At 36.4% G+C, this 18,219-nt stretch carries 13 protein-coding genes; 11 read left to right on the top strand and 2 right to left on the bottom strand.

The window, feature by feature from the left end:
• The first annotated feature begins 194 nt into the window (after positions 1 to 194).
• The gene (locus E1750_RS04640) at positions 195 to 1,202 is read left to right on the top strand and encodes a 3-oxoacyl-ACP synthase III family protein (RefSeq protein WP_133278080.1); all 1,008 of its coding nucleotides are present in this window, start codon (positions 195 to 197) and stop codon (positions 1,200 to 1,202) included.
• Positions 1,203 to 1,510: 308 nt separating this feature from the next.
• On the opposite strand, the gene E1750_RS04630 is transcribed toward E1750_RS04640, so the two are convergent.
• Positions 1,511 to 5,758, bottom strand: a complete 4,248-nt coding sequence (locus E1750_RS04630; RefSeq protein ID WP_133275648.1) for a T9SS type B sorting domain-containing protein — start codon at positions 5,756 to 5,758, stop codon at positions 1,511 to 1,513.
• 227 nt (positions 5,759 to 5,985) lie between these two features.
• On the opposite strand from E1750_RS04630, the gene argS reads away from it, so the two are divergent.
• From argS to E1750_RS04610, 4 genes are all read left to right on the top strand, one after another.
• Positions 5,986 to 7,764, top strand: coding sequence for an arginine--tRNA ligase (gene argS / locus E1750_RS04625; RefSeq protein ID WP_133275647.1), 1,779 nt, complete (start codon positions 5,986 to 5,988; stop codon positions 7,762 to 7,764).
• A 214-nt stretch (positions 7,765 to 7,978) separates the two neighbouring features.
• Positions 7,979 to 9,328, top strand: a complete 1,350-nt coding sequence (locus tag E1750_RS04620; RefSeq protein WP_133275646.1) for a cytochrome ubiquinol oxidase subunit I — start codon at positions 7,979 to 7,981, stop codon at positions 9,326 to 9,328.
• A gap of 11 nt (positions 9,329 to 9,339) precedes the next feature.
• Positions 9,340 to 10,377 (top strand): cytochrome d ubiquinol oxidase subunit II, encoded by a 1,038-nt coding sequence (gene cydB / locus E1750_RS04615; protein WP_133275645.1) that lies wholly within the window; start codon positions 9,340 to 9,342, stop codon positions 10,375 to 10,377.
• Between the two features lie 59 nt (positions 10,378 to 10,436).
• Positions 10,437 to 11,444 (top strand): FAD:protein FMN transferase, encoded by a 1,008-nt coding sequence (locus tag E1750_RS04610; protein ID WP_133275644.1) that lies wholly within the window; start codon positions 10,437 to 10,439, stop codon positions 11,442 to 11,444.
• 57 nt (positions 11,445 to 11,501) lie between these two features.
• Here the strand turns inward: E1750_RS04610 and E1750_RS04605 are convergent, their stop codons facing one another.
• Entirely contained in the window at positions 11,502 to 12,356 is an 855-nt protein-coding gene (locus E1750_RS04605; protein ID WP_133275643.1) for a T9SS type A sorting domain-containing protein, read from the bottom strand.
• Between the two features lie 284 nt (positions 12,357 to 12,640).
• Here E1750_RS04605 and E1750_RS04600 point away from each other — a divergent pair, with 284 nt between their 5' ends.
• From E1750_RS04600 to E1750_RS04575, 6 genes are all read left to right on the top strand, one after another.
• The gene (locus E1750_RS04600) at positions 12,641 to 13,102 is read left to right on the top strand and encodes a hypothetical protein (RefSeq protein ID WP_133275642.1); all 462 of its coding nucleotides are present in this window, start codon (positions 12,641 to 12,643) and stop codon (positions 13,100 to 13,102) included.
• A gap of 140 nt (positions 13,103 to 13,242) precedes the next feature.
• On the top strand, positions 13,243 to 14,598 hold the full coding sequence (gene ffh / locus E1750_RS04595; protein WP_133275641.1) for a signal recognition particle protein: 1,356 nt from the start codon (positions 13,243 to 13,245) through the stop codon (positions 14,596 to 14,598).
• Between the two features lie 75 nt (positions 14,599 to 14,673).
• Complete coding sequence (locus E1750_RS04590) at positions 14,674 to 15,555, top strand: bifunctional 5,10-methylenetetrahydrofolate dehydrogenase/5,10-methenyltetrahydrofolate cyclohydrolase (RefSeq protein WP_133275640.1); 882 nt, start codon at positions 14,674 to 14,676, stop codon at positions 15,553 to 15,555.
• A gap of 273 nt (positions 15,556 to 15,828) precedes the next feature.
• Positions 15,829 to 16,443 carry a hypothetical protein gene (locus E1750_RS04585; protein WP_133275639.1) on the top strand — a complete coding sequence of 205 codons (615 nt, stop codon included), beginning with the start codon at positions 15,829 to 15,831 and terminating at the stop codon, positions 16,441 to 16,443.
• A 9-nt stretch (positions 16,444 to 16,452) separates the two neighbouring features.
• Complete coding sequence (locus E1750_RS04580) at positions 16,453 to 16,746, top strand: winged helix-turn-helix domain-containing protein (RefSeq protein WP_133275638.1); 294 nt, start codon at positions 16,453 to 16,455, stop codon at positions 16,744 to 16,746.
• 54 nt (positions 16,747 to 16,800) lie between these two features.
• Complete coding sequence (locus E1750_RS04575; RefSeq protein WP_133275637.1) at positions 16,801 to 18,189, top strand: DUF4153 domain-containing protein; 1,389 nt, start codon at positions 16,801 to 16,803, stop codon at positions 18,187 to 18,189.
• Positions 18,190 to 18,219 lie beyond the last annotated feature (30 nt).

Here is an 18,219-nt window from a genome sequence, read left to right as displayed (position 1 = left end):
GAATTAGAAGCATTAAGCCAAAAGTAAGCTTATTCGGTGAATGTTTTTTAAAAGCCAATGTCAAAATCATTGTAATGGTGTGAATTTTTGAAAAATCAAAAAAAATGGTGACACTTTCAAAATTATTGTTACATTGTGCTAGATTTTCGAGTATTCTTAGAAATGTGTGTACCATTTTAGTAAAACAACAAGATATGTATCATTCAAAAATAGCGGGTTTAGGATATTATGTCCCTGAAAATATAGTGACGAACGACGATTTGTCTAAAATAATGGACACTAATGATGAGTGGATTCAGGAACGAACAGGAATTCAAGAACGAAGACATATTCTTCCGGGAACGGAAACCACTACCACAATGGGGGTCAAGGCAGCGAGAGTTGCTATCGAACGTTCAGGCGTTGCTTTACAAGATATCGATTTTGTCATTTTCGCCACTTTGAGTCCAGATTATTATTTTCCTGGTCCTGGAGTTTTGGTCCAAAGGGATTTGGGTTTAAATACAATTGGCGCATTGGATATTAGAAATCAATGTTCTGGTTTTGTATATGCCGTTTCTATTGCTGACCAATACATTAAAACCGGAATGTATAAAAACATCCTTGTTATTGGTTCCGAATTGCAATCCACCGGATTGGATATGACCGATCGTGGTCGCGGCGTTTCCGTGATTTTTGGCGATGGAGCAGGAGCCGCTGTGATGACAAGGGAAGAGGATGTAACCAAAGGAATTTTGTCCACCCATTTGCATTCGGAAGGGCAGCACGCCGAAGAATTGTATGTGAAAGCCCCGGGAATGGGAGGTCGTTGGATTACGGATATTTTAAACGAAAATGATCCCGATGACGAGAGTTATTTCCCGTATATGAACGGACAATTTGTATTCAAAAATGCAGTTTCGAGATTTGCTGAAGTAATCAACGAAGGACTGGAAGCTAATAATTTACAGGTGTCGGATATCAATATGTTGATTCCGCATCAAGCCAATTTGCGAATTGCTCAATTTATCCAAAAGAAATTTAGGTTAGAAGATGATCAAGTTTTCAATAATATTCAAAAATACGGCAATACGACCGCGGCTTCGATTCCGATTGCTTTGACCGAAGCTTGGGAACAAGGCAAAATCAAATCAGGCGACTTAGTAGTTTTGGCTGCTTTTGGAAGTGGATTTACCTGGGGAAGTGTGATTATAAGGTGGTAGATTAGATTTCAGATTTCAGATTTCAGATTTCAGATTTCAGATTTCAGATTTCAGATTTCAGATTTCAGATTTCAGATTTCAGATTTCAGATTTCAGATTTCAGATTTCAGATTTCAGATTTCAGATTTCAGATTTCAGATTTCAGATTTCAGATTTCAGATTTCAGATTTCAGATTTCAGATTTCAGATTTCAGATTTCAGATTAAGAATGTTAAACAGCAATGTATAAAAAAAACGAAAACCTCTTGATTTTACTAGACGTTTTCGTTTTTTTTTGCTACCTGCTACCTGCTACCTGCTACCTTTTTTTATCTTTTCAAACTAAAATGCGACTTGAAAACCTTTGAACTTCCTTTTTCATCATATTCCACGGTAAACCAATAATCGTCCGAAGGAAGAAGCTGTCCGTTGAACATTCCGTTCCAGCCATCGCTTGATGGACGTATTTCCTTTAGCAATTTTCCATATCGATCAAAAATATATATTGGCGCAGTTGGATTGCTTAAAACTAAATGTTTGATATTCCAGGTTTCGTTGTACCCATCGCCATTTGGTGTAAAGAATTTCGGATAATTGATAATGGTAGCTTTTAGTGGTGCTGGATCACAATGGCCATTTTTGTCTCTAACGGTAAGCGTGTGTTCGCCCGGCAGCACATTATTGAAGGTATTGCTGTCTTGAAACGGAAGGGCATCCAATTGGTATTCATAATTCCCGGAACCAGCTCCCAATACGTTTACTGTTATAAAAGTCGGGTAATCAAATGCATCGCTGTAGGTTAGTTCTAAATAAGGGGCGTATTTAATTACTTTTGCCGAGGCGGTTCTGGAACATAAAGTTGCTATATTGGTTGCTTTTACTTCATAATCACCAACTTGAGTTGTTGTAATAGTTGGGCTGTTGTTCGCGTATGGACTTCCGTTTAGGGTCCATTCGAACAAATAGTTTGGTCCTGAGATACCAGCATCTAAAGTGATGGAATTTAATAGAGTGCCCGTCTGGTAATCTTCACAAATAAAATATTCAGGAAGCAATTGCGGTTCAGGAAAGAGATTTACGATTAATCGTAGTTCCACTACATCAAAACACGCCACTGCCGAAGTATTGTTGGCTACTCGAATCCAAACGCTGTCCGAAAAAGCAGTGTCATTTTGATAAGTCGCAGGATTTGCAATGGGACTCGCGCTGATATCATTGGCATCAGCCAAAGAAGTATAAAAAGTTAAAGTAAAATTCGCGTCTGGAGTTTGCCCGTTCAAGACTTGGTTTCGGATAGCTAAACTAGTCAAATCGTACTGCAAAATTCCGTCGTTTGCGCCAAAAGTATCACAGGATTCTATCGGATTTACAGGATTTGCAACTGGTCTTGGCGTGATGGTGATAGTGAATGGATTTTCGTCACTGCAATTCAGTCGGTCGCCAGTTTCATAATAAATATAATACATTGGCAAAACCGTTGCTGCCGTTACTGTTGTTCCCGGAGCAATAATATTTCCTCCTCCCAGTGGCCCTCCAGGAGCATCGTAATAAAAATTATTTGGCGTTGGTAATGGCGGAAAAGTAAAGCTGTCACAATAGTCTAATTGTGTTGGAATTGGATCAGCTTCAACTCCATTTATTGAAATATCAAAAAAGTTTTCATTATAACAACTTGGGTCGATTGTGTTGGCGGCATAAATATAAATTCTATTGTTTTTGCTAATGACGGTTCCTGCTGCAATTGGATTTACTCCATTCGGGTCATCAAAATAAGCACCGTTTTTCAGCGGACTTAAAACATACGAATTGCATTGGTCTACATTGGCTCGCGAATCGATTTTAGGTTTTTTGTTGACAGTAATGGTCCAAGCTTTTTCATTATAGCAACCTGCCACCGTTGTTGATGGTTTATAAATAAATATAGTTTGCGTCGTGATCAGAGTACTATTCGGAATTAATTGCACATTTCCAGGGGTTGATGGACCTCCGGCCAAGGTATAATAAGTCCCGCCTTCAGCTTGAGTTGGTAATAGAAAACTATCGCAAGCATTCACATTGGTTGGTGTGGTCAGAAATGGTGCATTGATAGTAATGTTGAAGGAATCGGTTGTGCAGGTTGCTCCGGGTACATAGGTAAATATTTGTATGGTTTTCGAAATTAGCCCCGGCGGTACCAGGTTTCCTCCGCCATTTGGAGCATCACGATATTCGCCAACGGGAGCGGGAGCTAAATTATAGGACACACATTCGATAATATCAGTAAAACCGAAACTGCCTATATAAACCGTAAATACAGTATCTGCCGTTCTACATAAATTGTTTGCAGCAAAAACATAGAGTGTCGTTGTCGTGGTTATTGGTGAAACAGCAGGAGTATAAATTCCAGTACTAGGATCATAAGTGTAATAATCCCCGACAGCCAATGGTGGTAAACTATAGGATGTACATTCAAAAACATTGGCAATTGGAGCAATTACAGGCGTTTTGTCAATAGTGATGTTAAATTGACCCTCTAAAATACAAGGATTAGCAATATCGGTAGATGAAAAATAGGTGTAAACGGTAGTTGTTCCTACTGTGGTTATGGTTGTGCCGCTAGGGAATTCGGTCCCTCCACCACTAGGTCCTCCCGGCAATGTAAAATAGCGAAGACCAAATGCAGTGAAAGGCAAAGTATATTGATCACAGGTAATAGTATCGATCGGATCGGCCTCTAACGGACTAACTATTTTGACATTAAAACTGCTTTCGACAGGGCAACTGGGCGTGGTTGATGTTGTGTTGTACAAATAAATGATTTTATCTGTTGTGATAATATCTCCAGCATTCAAGACAGGAAGGCCTTGGTTTGGACCTGAATAGTAATTCCCTGGGTTGACTAATGGCGGTAGTGTATAACTTCCGCAAACAAATTGATTTATTCTTTGATCTAAAACAGGTCTCGGAATGACAACAAGTTTAAAATTAGTTGTACTGAAACAATTCGGGTCGGTCGTCGTTTGGATCCTAGCGTAAAGGGTTGTATTGCCAGAATTAAATGGACTAGAAACATTGATTGGATTGAGACCAGCATTTGCGTCTCCAGCATTTGCGTAATAGGAAACATCATAAATTGTTGGTGATTGGCCTCCTAAAATAGGGGGTGTTTGTGCAGCAATATTAAAATTAGCCGTATTGGTTCCGGGAGTTGTCTCGCACAAAGTAATGTCTCCAACTGGATTAGCAATGGGCGGCGGAGTAAGTCCCAATTGAAATGATTTTGTAATAAAACATCCCGAATTGCTGTCCTCGATTCGCGCCCAAATCGTGAATGGCAATGTAGGAGAAGGTAGCGTCAAAACTGTTGGAAGTGGAATGATATTTAATGTTGCATTTCCTATTGAAGTATGATAGCTTACTTTTGTACCAGGAATACCAAGTATGGGCGTATTGATGGCTAAATCATAGGTATAACTTGCCGGTCCAGCATTACATTTGAGTAAATTTAATGGTGCTGGAGTTATAATTTGGGGATAAAATTCAACATTGATAAAGTCTGTAGTGACGGGGCAGGAGGTGGCAATTACAGTGTACGTAAGTCCGTAAGTTCCCGGTTGGTTTACCACTAAGTCAGGAGTATTTCCGCCTATGGGATTTCCATTCAAAGTCCAAGCAAATGAAAAAATGGTTGGATCCAGTCCTGAGATCAGTGTATGTGAACCATTATAGCAAATCGCTGTATTTCCTGCAATTGTCAAATCTGGACCTAAAACATCCTGCCCAACATTGAAGCTATTGGCACCTAAAAATATGGCAGAATCCGATTGACTGTCTTGTCTGTCAGCAATTACCAATTTGATGTGATAGTTTGTATTGGGAATTAAACTGGTTGAAGAGGCACTCATTACTACCGTCTGTCCGTTAAAATTTGTTGCGGAACCAGCCGCATCAGAACCACCATTGAAAGCTCCAAAATAGCCCGGATTTACGGAAGGACAAGAGGAGTTGTAGATAAAATCGCGAATGGTTGTAACCGAAATCGGGGTCGATGTGCCGGGGACTACAGCAAGATTTGTAGTCACTCCAGTTGCAGTATTGGTCAGCAAAAAGGTAAAAGCATCAGAAAACTTACATTGAAAATTGCCATATTCTTCTGAAGCAAATAAAAATCGAAAGTCAAAATTTGAAGACAACGGCACAAAATCAAATTCCAGCACGCTAGCGTTTGTCGAATTCACGCTAATTCCCGCTGCCAATAGGGTCGCTTCTAAATCGGTATCGCCTGGCCAAGTTGCAATTCCGTCATTAAGATCGGTTGTATTTGGACCTATTGCGTTGGAAACATTTCCTGTGCTCAAAATCACACCACTCGATAGAGGAAATGATGGATTAGTGTTTTCAAAATAGCCAATGCCATTCGAAGATCCAAAATTAGTTCCTGTTCTCCAGCTAATGTTGCTAACGGAGACACACGATTTATTAACCAAGACATCTGTAACCAATTGAGGCACGGTATAAGTGCCAGTATCCACTGTAATAGTTTGAGAAAAACATCCTATCCAAAATAGTGAAATGATGACTAGAAGGCTATTTTTCATAGGGCTTTGCATTTTGGGTAAAAATATAATATTATCGATATAAAAAATAATTTCTTCGATAAAAGACACAAAATAGTTGATTTTAGTATGTTTCTGCAACAAAATCAATGATCTTATTAGAAGGTTCTTAGGCTCTATAACGGAATTTAACTTAATTTATTTCAGAAAAAACTAGCCGCAAAATCCGACGAAAATCCATATATTTGCAGCCTTAAAATCAGATTAAAATGAGCCTATCACAGATTCTAACGTCCTCAATAGAAAAAGCAGTTTTTACATTATTTAACGTCACAATCGATAAAATTGAATTTCAGTCCACACGCAAGGAATTTGAAGGTGATATCACGATGGTGATCTTTCCTTTATTGAAATTAGTAAAAAGTAATCCAGTTGAATTAGGCAATAAAATTGGTAATTATTTGGTCGAAAATGTTTCTGAAGTATCCCGTTTTAATGTGGTTTCAGGCTTTTTGAATATTGTAATCTCTGACGAATATTACCTGAATTTTTTCAATGAAATTCGAAAAGACGAAAAATTTGGTTTTGTTACTCCAAGTCCAGAAGATAAAGCGATTATGGTTGAATATTCTTCGCCAAATACCAATAAACCCTTACATTTAGGGCACGTTCGTAACAATCTTTTAGGCTATTCCGTTGCCGAAATCATCAAAGCTTCGGGCAAAAAAGTGTACAAAACACAAATCATCAACGATCGAGGCATTCATATTTGTAAGTCGATGTTGGCTTGGAAAAAATTTGGCAACAGCGAAACTCCAGAATCGACAGGTTTGAAAGGAGATAAACTAGTTGGGAATTATTATGTAGCTTTTGATAAAGCGTATAAGGAAGAAATCAATCAATTAATGGCTGAAGGGAAAACCGAAGAGGAAGCCAAAAAACAAGCGCCAATTATCTTAGAAGCGCAAGAAATGCTTTTGAAATGGGAGGCAGGTGATGAAGAAGTTATGTCACTTTGGAAGATGATGAATCAGTGGGTTTATGCTGGTTTTGCTACAACTTATAAAAATTTGGGAGTCGATTTTGATCAATATTACTACGAAAGCAATACCTATTTGTTAGGAAAAGACGTAGTGCAAATTGGTTTAGAAAAAGGCATTTTCGAAAAAGATCCCGATGGTTCGGTTTGGATTGACTTGACCGATGAAGGTTTAGATAGAAAAATCGTGTTGCGTTCAGACGGTACAGCCGTTTATATGACACAGGATATAGGAACGGCCATTCAGCGTGTGAAGGATTTTCCGGATGTAGGTGGAATGGTTTACACTGTGGGTAATGAGCAAGATTACCATTTCAAAGTATTGTTTCTAATATTGAAAAAGCTAGGCTTCGATTGGTCTGAAAATCTTTATCATTTATCCTATGGGATGGTAGATTTGCCTTCTGGAAAAATGAAATCAAGAGAAGGAACCGTGGTCGATGCTGATGATTTGATGCAAGAAATGACCGATACGGCTCAGAAAATTGCAGAGGATTTAGGGAAATTGGATGGGTATTCTGCCGAGGAGAAAGTCAAATTGTATAAAACTATTGGATTGGGAGCTTTGAAATATTACATTTTGAAAGTCGATCCTAAAAAACGAATCCTTTTCGACCCCGCTGAATCCGTTGATTTTGCAGGAAATACAGGCTCTTTTATTCAATACACTTACGCCAGAATCCAGTCGATTATACGTAAAGCCCAATTTGATTTTACGGCACCGAGTACGATAAAAATATTACACGAAAAGGAAAAAGAATTAGTGAAACAACTCGAATTATTTCCAGAAGTGATTCAGAATGCGGCACAAAATCACAGTCCTGCTTTGATTGCCAATTATACTTATGATTTGGTTCGCGAATACAATTCGTTTTATCAAGCTGTTTCCATATTGGGAGAGGAAGATTTAGATAAAAAAATATTCCGAGTACAACTTTCGAAAAAAGTCGCCGATACCATTGCTTTAGCCTTTCAATTATTAGGAATAGCTGTTCCAGAAAGAATGTAAAACGGCTAGTAGAATCAATCGTTAAATTCTTTATTCATTTTTCAATACCGTAAGGAATAAACAAGTACTAAATTACTCTTAATGCGCCTAAAACTTGCGTTTTAATGTGGTAATTTTACTTTTTTATGATTGTGTCGACAATTATGTATTGCTGCGGTAGTGCTTCTAAGCTATTGTTGACGATGATTCTTTTCAAACAAATTTAATACGCATAATGAACGTAGAAATAGTAGCACGAATTCAGTTTGCATTCACTATCGCTTTCCATTACATCTATCCGCCGTTGAGCATCGGAATTGGGTTGATTATGGTGATAATGGAAGGATTATACCTGAAAACCGGTTTAAAACAATATGAAGTTTTAACTAAGTTTTGGTTAAAGATTTTCGCTATAACCTTCGGTATTGGAGTGGCCACGGGTATCATTATGGAGTTTGAGTTTGGTACCAATTGGGCAGTTTACTCCCGATACGTCGGCGATATTTTTGGAAGTGCATTAGCCGCCGAAGGCTTATTCGCGTTTGGTTTAGAAAGTACTTTTCTGGGGATATTAATTTTTGGTTGGAATAGAGTTTCTCCCAAAGTCCATTTTATTTCGACTATAGGAGTTTTTTTAGGCTCGATGTTTTCAGCGGTATGGATTGTAGTGGCCAACAGTTGGCAACAAACACCTGCAGGTTACCATATCGTCGGAGAGGGATTGATGGCACGGGCCGAAGTAACCGATTTTTGGGCTATGGTTTTTAATCCTTCAAGTGTAGACCGCGTAATTCATGTTTGGCAAGGAGCTTTTTTGGCTGGTGCCTTTATGGTTTTAAGTGTTCATGCGTATTATATTCGTAAAGGGATATTTTTAGAAATTTCAAAAAAAGCATTCAAAATTGCCTTGGTCGTAGCCACCATAGTTTCATTTAGCCAATTACTTTCTGGGCATAGTTCTGCCGATGGCGTTGCAGTACATCAACCGGCCAAGTTGGCGGCTATGGAAGGTCATTATGCCAAATCAGCTCCAGCAGATTTATACCTTGCGGGTTGGGTGAACAATAAAACACAAGAAGTAACTGGAATAGCTGTCCCTGGAGGCTTGTCCTTTTTGGTTTATCAAGATTTCAATAAGCCCATTACCGGATTGAATGCCTTTCCTGAAGAAGATAGACCGGGTCAGGTAAATGCTGTATTTCAATTTTATCACATTATGATTTCGATTGGAATGTTTTTGATTGCACTCACATCTTACTCTTGTTTTTTGTGGTGGCGAGGGAAATTGTTTGACACCAAATGGCTTATGTGGATCTTTTCGTTTTCCGTTTTATTGCCCCAAATTGCCAATCAAGCGGGCTGGTTTGCAGCAGAAATGGGTCGTCAGCCTTGGATAGTTTACGGACATCTCAGAACTAGCAAGGGATTTTCTCAAGAAGTCTCTGCCAATCAGATTTTGTTTTCTTTGATTTTATTTTTAGTCGTTTATTCCCTTTTGTTTGCCCTGTTTTTGTATTCTTTAAATAAAAAAATTAAGCACGGGCCCTACGATGACGAAGTTCAAGATCAATTAGCAACTATTTAATACTACTGATTATGGAAACTTTTTTAGGAATAGATTACCCTACACTCTGGTATTTAGTCGTTGGATTATTGTTTTCTGGTTATGCTATTTTAGAAGGATTTGATTATGGAGCAGGAGCTTGGCATTTATTTTTTAGAAAAGACGAGAGCCGACGGATTGCTATCAATGCGATTGGCCCCATTTGGGATGCCAATCAAGTTTGGCTAATCATTGGTGGAGGAGCATTATTTGCGGGTTTCCCAGTGATGTATGCCACTATGTTATCGGCAATGTATATTCCATTTATGTTGTTTTTGATGATGTTGGTTTTACGATCTTCTGCAATCAAATTCAGAAGTGCCGAAAAAATGTTGTGGTGGCGTAAAACTTGGGATATAATTTATTCCGTTTCGAATATCTCAATTGCTTTTTTGTTGGGTGTGGTGTTAGGAAATGTCATCCAAGGTTTTGAAATAGGGGCAAACTATAGTTACCACGGAGGCATATTTTTTTCCTTTTTAAGCCCGTATGCTCTAATGATTGGATGCACCACTTTGTCTATTTTTATGACGCAAGGCGGTATTTTTTTATTGCTAAAAACCGAGGGAAGATTGCACGCCAGATTGACATTTTTATTAAAAAAGGGAATGATATTCTTCATCACCTGTTTTTCGATTACTTCGTTGTATACTTTAATTTTTATCCCTGGAGTTACTGATAAATTTAAGGAAAATCCGTTGTTTTTTATTTTGCCTGTTTTATCTTTTTTAGCGGTTGCTAATGTGCCTCGATTGGTTTCCAAAAAGAAATATTTTCAAGCTTTAGTGTTTTCATCATTAACCATGGCATTTCTGTTGATGCTAGTTGCCTTTCAGTTGTATCCCACTTTATTAATTTCGACTATTGATCCTCAGTACAGTATTACCATTTATAATGCTGCTTCCTCTCAGAAATCTTTGGGAATTATGCTCACTATAGTCTTGATTGGTGCGCCATTACTTGCTTTTTATTTTCTATTTTTATACAAGACTTTCAATGGGAAAGTACAATTAGATGAATCAAGTTATTAGTGGAGTTAGTATTTTTTTGTCAAAAAAAATAATGTACATATTCTAATTCTATAGAAATTATGGGAAAGATTTGGTTTTGTTTTGGATTTATAGTGCTAATTACAGCATCTATTTATGGTCAATCCTCACCCATAAAAGTTGAGGGGAATGCTCAAGGAACAACCTATCATATCACGTATTTTGATGCAAAAAACAGAAATTTTCAGCCAGAAATTGAAAAGATTCTTAAAAATTTTGATTTGTCTGTTTCCACTTATGTCCCCAATTCTATCATTTCTAGAATCAATTCTAATGATAAAAATGTAATTGTTGACCAATATTTTAAAGCGTGTTTTAACAAGGCCAAGGAAGTTTGGAAAAATACTAATGGAGCTTTTGATCCCACCGTTTATCCACTTGTAAATGCTTACGGTTTTGGACCCGGTACGAAACAAAAGTTAGAAAAAACCGAAATTGACAGCATACTTAATTTCGTTGGTTTTCAATTAATTGAATTGAAAGGAAATCAAGTCATCAAGAAAGACCCAAGAGTAGCTTTGGATTTTAATGCATTTGCCCAAGGATATTCTGTAGATGTGGTTTCTGATTTTTTAAATTCTAAAGGAATAGCAGCGTACATTGTAGAAATAGGAGGGGAAGTGTATGCCAAGGGCCGAAATACAGATGGAAGTAATTGGAAAATTGGTATCGAAAAACCTATCGACAATAAAGAATCAGTAAATCCACTTAAAGCCATTGCTAAATTAGAAAATATGGCCATTGCCACCTCAGGAAACTATCGCAGATTCATTATTGAAGATGGGGTAAAATATGCTCATCATATTGACCCAAAAACGGGATATCCCACTAAAAACAATTTATTGAGCGTTTCAATTTTTGCCAAAAAATGTATAATATCTGATGCCTATGCAACAGGAGTTTTGGTTCTTGGACTTGAAAAAGCGAAAGTTTTTTTGATGAAACATCCCGAATTGCAAGCTTATTTGATTTATTCGGATGATTCAGGAAATTATCAGGTTTACGAAACTCCAAATATGAAGGCAATCATTTCCGACGTTAAAGAATAAAAAAAAGCATCAATCAAAAATGACCAATGCTTTTTTCCCTTTTTTCAAAAAAAAATATTATTTATCTAAAAGGACTTTATAGCTTGAGGAAGTTTCATTTGTTGAAACATTAATAATGTATAGTCCGTTTGCATTCCCAGACAAATCAATACTTTCTGTAGTTTCTGATGAAGATGCGTCTAGTTTTATTGATTTTACTACTTGCCCCAGAACATTTACAACATCTATTTTGCTCACAGGAATATCATTGTACTGCACATTTATTATTCCATTACTTGGGTTAGGATAGATAGCTATTTTTGTTTTGTAAACGCTGTCAAGACTCAAAGCTGATGGGGTCCAAGTAAGTGTTATTGATGTTAATGGTCCAATATTGCTAGGATTAGTAGTTGTTATTGAAGCTCCTTTGGTAAAAGAATAGCCAGTATTGATAAAATCGTGCAAGTCGGGATTATCATTCCAAGCCATTTCTACCCATACTTTATAACTACCATCTGTCACTAAAACTGGAGTTGCAGCACCCGTTTTGCCATCCCAAGAAACTGAATAAGGACCCCAAGCTAAAGGAGCAGTACTTGATGTGCGTGTAGCTCCAGTAATGGCATTTATTGTATTACCTGTTGAAGCATCTTGAACTGCCCCATTGCCATTTGTAGCAGTTCCATTAGCGCCAGATTTAAGACTAAATTGAGGCAAATGGTCACTTGTGCTGTCTCCAATGTAAAGCAAGTTCGTTTTTATAAATGTGCCGCTAGCATTTTCAATCCACACTGCATTTACCTGTTTTGTTTTTGTACCTTGTTGAACAGTTGTAAAATTAAAGGTCATTGTTCCAGCAGTTTGAGCTGAAAGGTTTGCTGTCACGAATAGCACTACAGCAAAAATGGCAAAAGAAATTACTTTTGTTTTCATAATGCGTTTTTTTTTAAGTTTATAATTATTTTTTTGGGGCTTAACTATTTTCAAAGTTATTGATTGTCTGAAAGTTAAATTATGATAAATGTCATATTAATCAAATCTTAAGTATTGCTATTCACACGTTTTTTATCGCTTGAGTTTTGTTTTATTTGGATTTGAAGTCGGCTTCTTAAAATTCCAAGTCCATTCGTTTTTCTCTTAAAAATAAATTTTTGAAAGTGAATAAATACTATTTTTATTTTTAAAACGTTATCAATATGAAACTTAAAAAAATATAAATGAAAAAAAATAATGTTTTACAGGTCGTGGTAATTGCTATAATGCTAAATTTATTTTTTTCTTGTAGTAATGATAGTTCATCAAGTACTAGTGTTGACCCTACACCAGTTGTAAATACTGTAAATAAGGGAACTTGGAGAATCACTTTTTATGAAGATTCGGGAGTCAATGAAACTTCAAATTTTACCGGTTATAATTTTACATTTGGTTCCAATAGTGTTTTAACAGCTACAAATGGCGCAAACACCTATTTAGGCACTTGGTCTGTTACTACTGATAATAGTGGTGACGATAGTCCCAGTAGTGATTTGGATTTCAATATTGCCTTTAGTTCTCCTTCAAATTTTGCAGAACTTACCGACGATTGGAATATTCTCGAACGAACAGATACAAAAATTAAGTTGGTTCACGTTAGCGGAGGCAGCGGAGGTACGGATTATATCACATTTGAAAAGAATTAATTTTTTAATTGGGCAGCTTAGAAGACCAGTCATTTCGGCTGGTTTTTTTATTGAATATTATCTGAATTTTACAAGTATGTGACTTTGAGACTTTACAACTTTAGCTTATATTTGCACCTCAATAAAAGATATTTACCATTATGTTCGATAATTTAAGCGATAAATTAGACAAAGCCTTTCACATCCTTAAAGGTCACGGAAAAATAACCGAAGTAAACGTTGCCGAAACCCTAAAAGAAGTGCGTCGTGCATTATTAGATGCCGATGTTAACTTTAAAATTGCCAAAGATTTTACCACTAAAGTAAAAGAAAAAGCGATTGGTCAAAACGTGTTGACTACACTTCAACCGGGACAATTATTAGTGAAATTAGTTAAAGATGAGCTAACCGAATTGATGGGGGGTGATGTGGCTGGAATCAATCTTTCTGGAAATCCAACTGTTATTTTGATGTCAGGTTTGCAAGGTTCTGGTAAAACTACTTTTTCTGGTAAATTAGCCAATTATCTTAAAACCAAGAAAAACAAAAAGCCACTTTTGGTAGCTTGTGATATTTATCGTCCTGCGGCCATCAAACAATTGCATGTAGTTGGAGAGGCAATAGGAGTCGATGTTTATTCAGAGCCAGACAATACCAATCCTGTGATAATTGCCCAAAACGCGATTAGTTTTGCAAAGCATCAAGGTTTGAATGTCGTAATTATAGATACTGCCGGTCGTTTGGCTGTAGATGAGGCAATGATGACCGAAATTTCTAATGTTCACAAAGCCATTCAACCGCAAGAAACCTTGTTTGTAGTCGATTCGATGACGGGGCAAGATGCTGTAAATACAGCTAAAGCCTTCAATGATATTTTGAATTTTGATGGTGTTATTTTAACCAAATTAGATGGTGATACTCGAGGTGGTGCTGCTATTTCGATTAAAACGGTAGTCAATAAGCCTATCAAATTTGTAGGAACTGGCGAAAAAATGGATGCTATCGATGTGTTCTATCCAGAACGTATGGCCGAGAGAATCCTCGGAATGGGAGATGTGGTGTCTTTGGTAGAAAAAGCTCAAGAACATTACGACGAGGAAGAAGCTAGAAAAATTCAAAAGAAAATCGCCAAAAATGAATTTGGTTTCGATGATTTTCTTTCCCAAATTCAGCAAGTGAAGAAAATGGGGAATATGAAAGACTTAGTAGGGATGATTCCCGGAGCGTCAAAAGCGATGAAAGATGTGCAAATAGAAGACGATGCTTTCAAGCATATTGAAGCCATAATACATTCGATGACACCAAAAGAAAGATCGAAACCAGCCATAATTGATGTGAAGAGAAAAGCGAGAATTGCTAAAGGTTCAGGTACGAAAGTCGAACAAGTGAATCAGTTGATGAAACAATTCGAACAAATGAGCAAAATGATGAAGATGATGCAAGGACCTGGCGGAAAAAATATGATGAAAATGATGGGAAATATGAAAGGAATGCCCGGAATGCCTGGAATGAGATAAAAAACTTGTTTTAAGTTTAAGGTTTAAAGTTGTTGAACCTGAAACTTTAAACTTCAAACTTTAAACTTTTTTGAAATGCAAATATTAGACGGAAAAAAAACATCTGAAGATATCAAAAACGAGATCGCTGCCGAAGTACAAAGAATGAAAGCCGACGGTCAAAAAGTACCACATTTAGCAGCAGTTATTGTGGGTACAAATGGAGCTAGTTTGACTTATGTAGGGAGTAAGGTAAGATCTTGTCAGCAAATTGGTTTCGAATCGACTTTGGTTGCTTTACCAGAAACTATTACTGAAACTGAACTGTTGGAAAAAATTAAAGAGCTCAACGAAGATGATGATTTAGATGGATATATCGTTCAGTTGCCTTTGCCAAAACATATTGATGAACAAAAAATCCTGATGGCAATTGATCCCGATAAAGATGTTGATGGGTTTCATCCTGCCAATTTTGGAAAAATGGCTTTGGAAATGGAGACTTTTTTACCAGCCACTCCTTATGGAATAATGGAATTATTGGAACGTTACAAAGTAGAAACCTCAGGAAAACATACCGTAGTTATTGGACGTAGCCACATTGTAGGCCGACCAATGAGTATTTTGATGAGCCGCAAAGGCTATCCAGGAGATTCAACAGTAACGTTGACTCATAGCAGAACTAAAAATATTGAAGAATACACCAAAAACGCCGATATTATTATTACTGCTCTTGGAGTTCCCAATTATTTGAAAGCGGATATGGTAAAAGATGGCGTTGTAGTAATCGACGTGGGAATCACTAGAGTGGAAGACGCTTCGCACCCAAAAGGATATGTCATCACTGGTGATGTTGATTTTGCTGAGGTTAGCAAAAAGTCCTCATTCATTACACCTGTTCCGGGTGGAGTAGGGCCAATGACGATTGCTATGTTGTTGAAAAATACATTATTAGCGCGAAAAATAAGAAGTGGAAATTAAATTATTTTCACTTTAAACCAATAAACAAGCCTATTCAACCGAATAGGCTTTGTTGTTTTAATCGAATAGGTACTCGTGCTATTTGTCACGCTGGAAGCGTCTCGATAAGGTTGCTCTCGAATGTTGAGACGCTTTCAGCGTGACAATTGGAGTAATTGGATTTGTGTTTTTTTAAAGTTTAATTGGTTTTGAAATTTTTTCCATCATTTTTTTTAATTATTAGTTTGCTAATTCAAAATATAATTTAACTTTGCATTACAAAGTACTTTAATTATGGATCAGAAACACCAAGAAGATTTATCCCATATTCGCTCTATGATGGAGCGGTCTTCACGATTTATATCATTGAGCGGACTATCAGGAGTATTTGCAGGGCTATCTGCTTTAATCGGCGGGTTGTATGTTTACCTGCTTTTAAAATCAAATGGACTTGATTATTTTAATGGAGAGCACAAACTCTATTCAGTAAATTTAGTAGCTGAATTGGTTTTTATCGCCTTGATTATTTTGGTAAGTGCTTTAACGTTCGGAATCTTTTTTACGATTCGAAAAAGTAGAAAGTACAACTTACCGATTTGGACTACGGCTACAAAAAAAATGTTGGTCAATTTGGCTATTCCTCTTGTTGTTGGAGGTGTATTTTGTATAGCACTTTTGTACCATCAAATCTATGTTTTAATTGCTCCAGCGACTTTGTTATTTTATGGTTTAGCCCTTATTAATGCTGAGAAATATACTTTTTCGGATATTAAATATTTAGGATTTTGCGAACTAGCTTTAGGCTGTGTTTCGCTATTCTTTTTAGGATATGGTTTGGTTTTTTGGATCATAGGATTTGGTGTTTTACATATTTTGTACGGATTAATAGTATTCAAAAAATATAAATAAATCCTTCGAATGGGAATCATTGATAAATTAAATAAAGATTTCGAAAGTCGTGTCCGATTAGGTATTATGTCTATTCTGATGGTCAATGATTGGGTGGATTTCACCGAAATGAAAACGCTGTTGAATATCACCGATGGCAATTTGGCAAGTCATTCCGCGGCGCTAGAAAAAGCCGCATATATCGAAATTAAAAAAGAATTTGTGGGCAAAAAACCGAAAACCTCCTATCGAGTGACCAATTTGGGTAGGGCTTCTTTTATATCCCATTTGAACAGTCTGGAAAAATTATTCAAAACTAAATAACCTTTTTTTTAACCCTGTGCTTTGAAATACAAAGTACTTTTTAAATTTATAATTATGAAAAAACATCAGTTAATTTTAGTGAGCAGTTTGATTTTTACACTGCTTTTTTACAACGAGTCAGTAGGAGTGAATCTGGCTATTTTCGGATTGGTTCTTACCGGAATCATCTGTTATTGTTTTCAGGATCGATTTACGAGTCGATCCCATTTAGTTTTAGTGATCACATCCATATTGTCTTGTATTGCTTTTGCTTGGTACGGTGATTTTGTATCGTTTTTAGCGTTGGCACTATCTGTTATTTTTTTGCAATTCAAAACGCAAGAATCGAATTTGAAAATTATTCAAGTTTTTCCGATTGCTTTTTTAAACGGAATTACGTCTTTAGGACGAATGTTGATGTTTACTCAATGGCTGCCCAAACGAGAAATTAAGAATGATTTTGCTAAAAAACTAATTGCTTATTTCATTATTCCAACTGTTTTTGTCGGCTTGTTTTTTATCATATATGCTTTTGGAAGTGACCATTTTTCGGCTCTGTTTACGGATTATTATTTGGATGTGAATTTTTTTCAACTCATTCTAATTGCATTGTTGGGGTTTTATCTTTCCTTCACTTTTTGGAATTATTGGATTCCTGAAGCTTTTTCGGATTATAATTCGATGATGGATAATGATTTTAAAGACAAACAATCGATTCGAAATCAACGAACTTTTTCGTTTCTAGATATTGATTTTGAAAGGAAAAGTGGAGAAATCACATTAGTGTTACTGAATGCTTTGATTTTAGCTTTTATTGTGACCTATAATTACGAACAATTTTTTGAAGTAGTCGAAAAATCAAAGTTGAGTGCAGCCACTCACGAGAGAGTAAACGCTGTGATTTTCTCGATTATTATGGCTGTTGGTGTGATTCTGTTCTATTTTAAAGGAGGTTTTAATTTTGATGAAAAAGCCAAAAACTTGAAACGATCGTCTAAAATTTGGATTTTCTTAAATGGAATTTTAATCCTTAGTACCATTATCAAAAACTCTGAATATGTATCTTTCTTTGGGTTAACTTACAAAAGATTAGGTGTTTATGCGTTTCTGACTTTGGCGATTATTGGTTTAGTTTTCACCTTTTTGAAAATTACAAAGCAAAAAACCAACGCTTATCTTTTTAACCAAATGGTTTGGTATTGTTACGGAACGATTCTTTTGTGCAGTTATGTCAATTGGGGAAATCTTGTTACAAATTACAATATTTCAGTCAACAAAGGAGTAGAGCCTACGTTTTTGAGCGATTTAAATTTTAATGATGAAGCACGGAGAGATTATTTTAAATTGAAGAATTTAGATGGACAATATCCAGAGGTTTCAAGGGAAGAAATAATATCTGAACGTCAAAATGATAGTTTTCTGTCCAAGGCTTTGTATTATGAATTGCTAAGCAAAAAAAAGTAATATTTAGTTTTTAGAAATTTTCGTATTACA

This window comes from Flavobacterium nackdongense (assembly GCF_004355225.1).
Taxonomy (GTDB): Bacteria; Bacteroidota; Bacteroidia; order Flavobacteriales; family Flavobacteriaceae; genus Flavobacterium; species Flavobacterium nackdongense.
This window is presented reverse-complemented; position numbering and strand designations above follow the sequence as displayed.

What these genes read in the sequence shown, in the direction of transcription:
- E1750_RS04640 (WP_133278080.1), top strand. Translation starts at nt 195, where the DNA reads ATGTATCATTCAAAAATAGCGGGTTTAGGATATTATGTCCCTGAAAAT.
- E1750_RS04630 (WP_133275648.1), bottom strand. Translation starts at nt 5,758, where the DNA reads ATGAAAAATAGCCTTCTAGTCATCATTTCACTATTTTGGATAGGATGT.
- argS (WP_133275647.1), top strand. Translation starts at nt 5,986, where the DNA reads ATGAGCCTATCACAGATTCTAACGTCCTCAATAGAAAAAGCAGTTTTT.
- E1750_RS04620 (WP_133275646.1), top strand. Translation starts at nt 7,979, where the DNA reads ATGAACGTAGAAATAGTAGCACGAATTCAGTTTGCATTCACTATCGCT.
- cydB (WP_133275645.1), top strand. Translation starts at nt 9,340, where the DNA reads ATGGAAACTTTTTTAGGAATAGATTACCCTACACTCTGGTATTTAGTC.
- E1750_RS04610 (WP_133275644.1), top strand. Translation starts at nt 10,437, where the DNA reads ATGGGAAAGATTTGGTTTTGTTTTGGATTTATAGTGCTAATTACAGCA.
- E1750_RS04605 (WP_133275643.1), bottom strand. Translation starts at nt 12,356, where the DNA reads ATGAAAACAAAAGTAATTTCTTTTGCCATTTTTGCTGTAGTGCTATTC.
- E1750_RS04600 (WP_133275642.1), top strand. Translation starts at nt 12,641, where the DNA reads ATGAAAAAAAATAATGTTTTACAGGTCGTGGTAATTGCTATAATGCTA.
- ffh (WP_133275641.1), top strand. Translation starts at nt 13,243, where the DNA reads ATGTTCGATAATTTAAGCGATAAATTAGACAAAGCCTTTCACATCCTT.
- E1750_RS04590 (WP_133275640.1), top strand. Translation starts at nt 14,674, where the DNA reads ATGCAAATATTAGACGGAAAAAAAACATCTGAAGATATCAAAAACGAG.
- E1750_RS04585 (WP_133275639.1), top strand. Translation starts at nt 15,829, where the DNA reads ATGGATCAGAAACACCAAGAAGATTTATCCCATATTCGCTCTATGATG.
- E1750_RS04580 (WP_133275638.1), top strand. Translation starts at nt 16,453, where the DNA reads ATGGGAATCATTGATAAATTAAATAAAGATTTCGAAAGTCGTGTCCGA.
- E1750_RS04575 (WP_133275637.1), top strand. Translation starts at nt 16,801, where the DNA reads ATGAAAAAACATCAGTTAATTTTAGTGAGCAGTTTGATTTTTACACTG.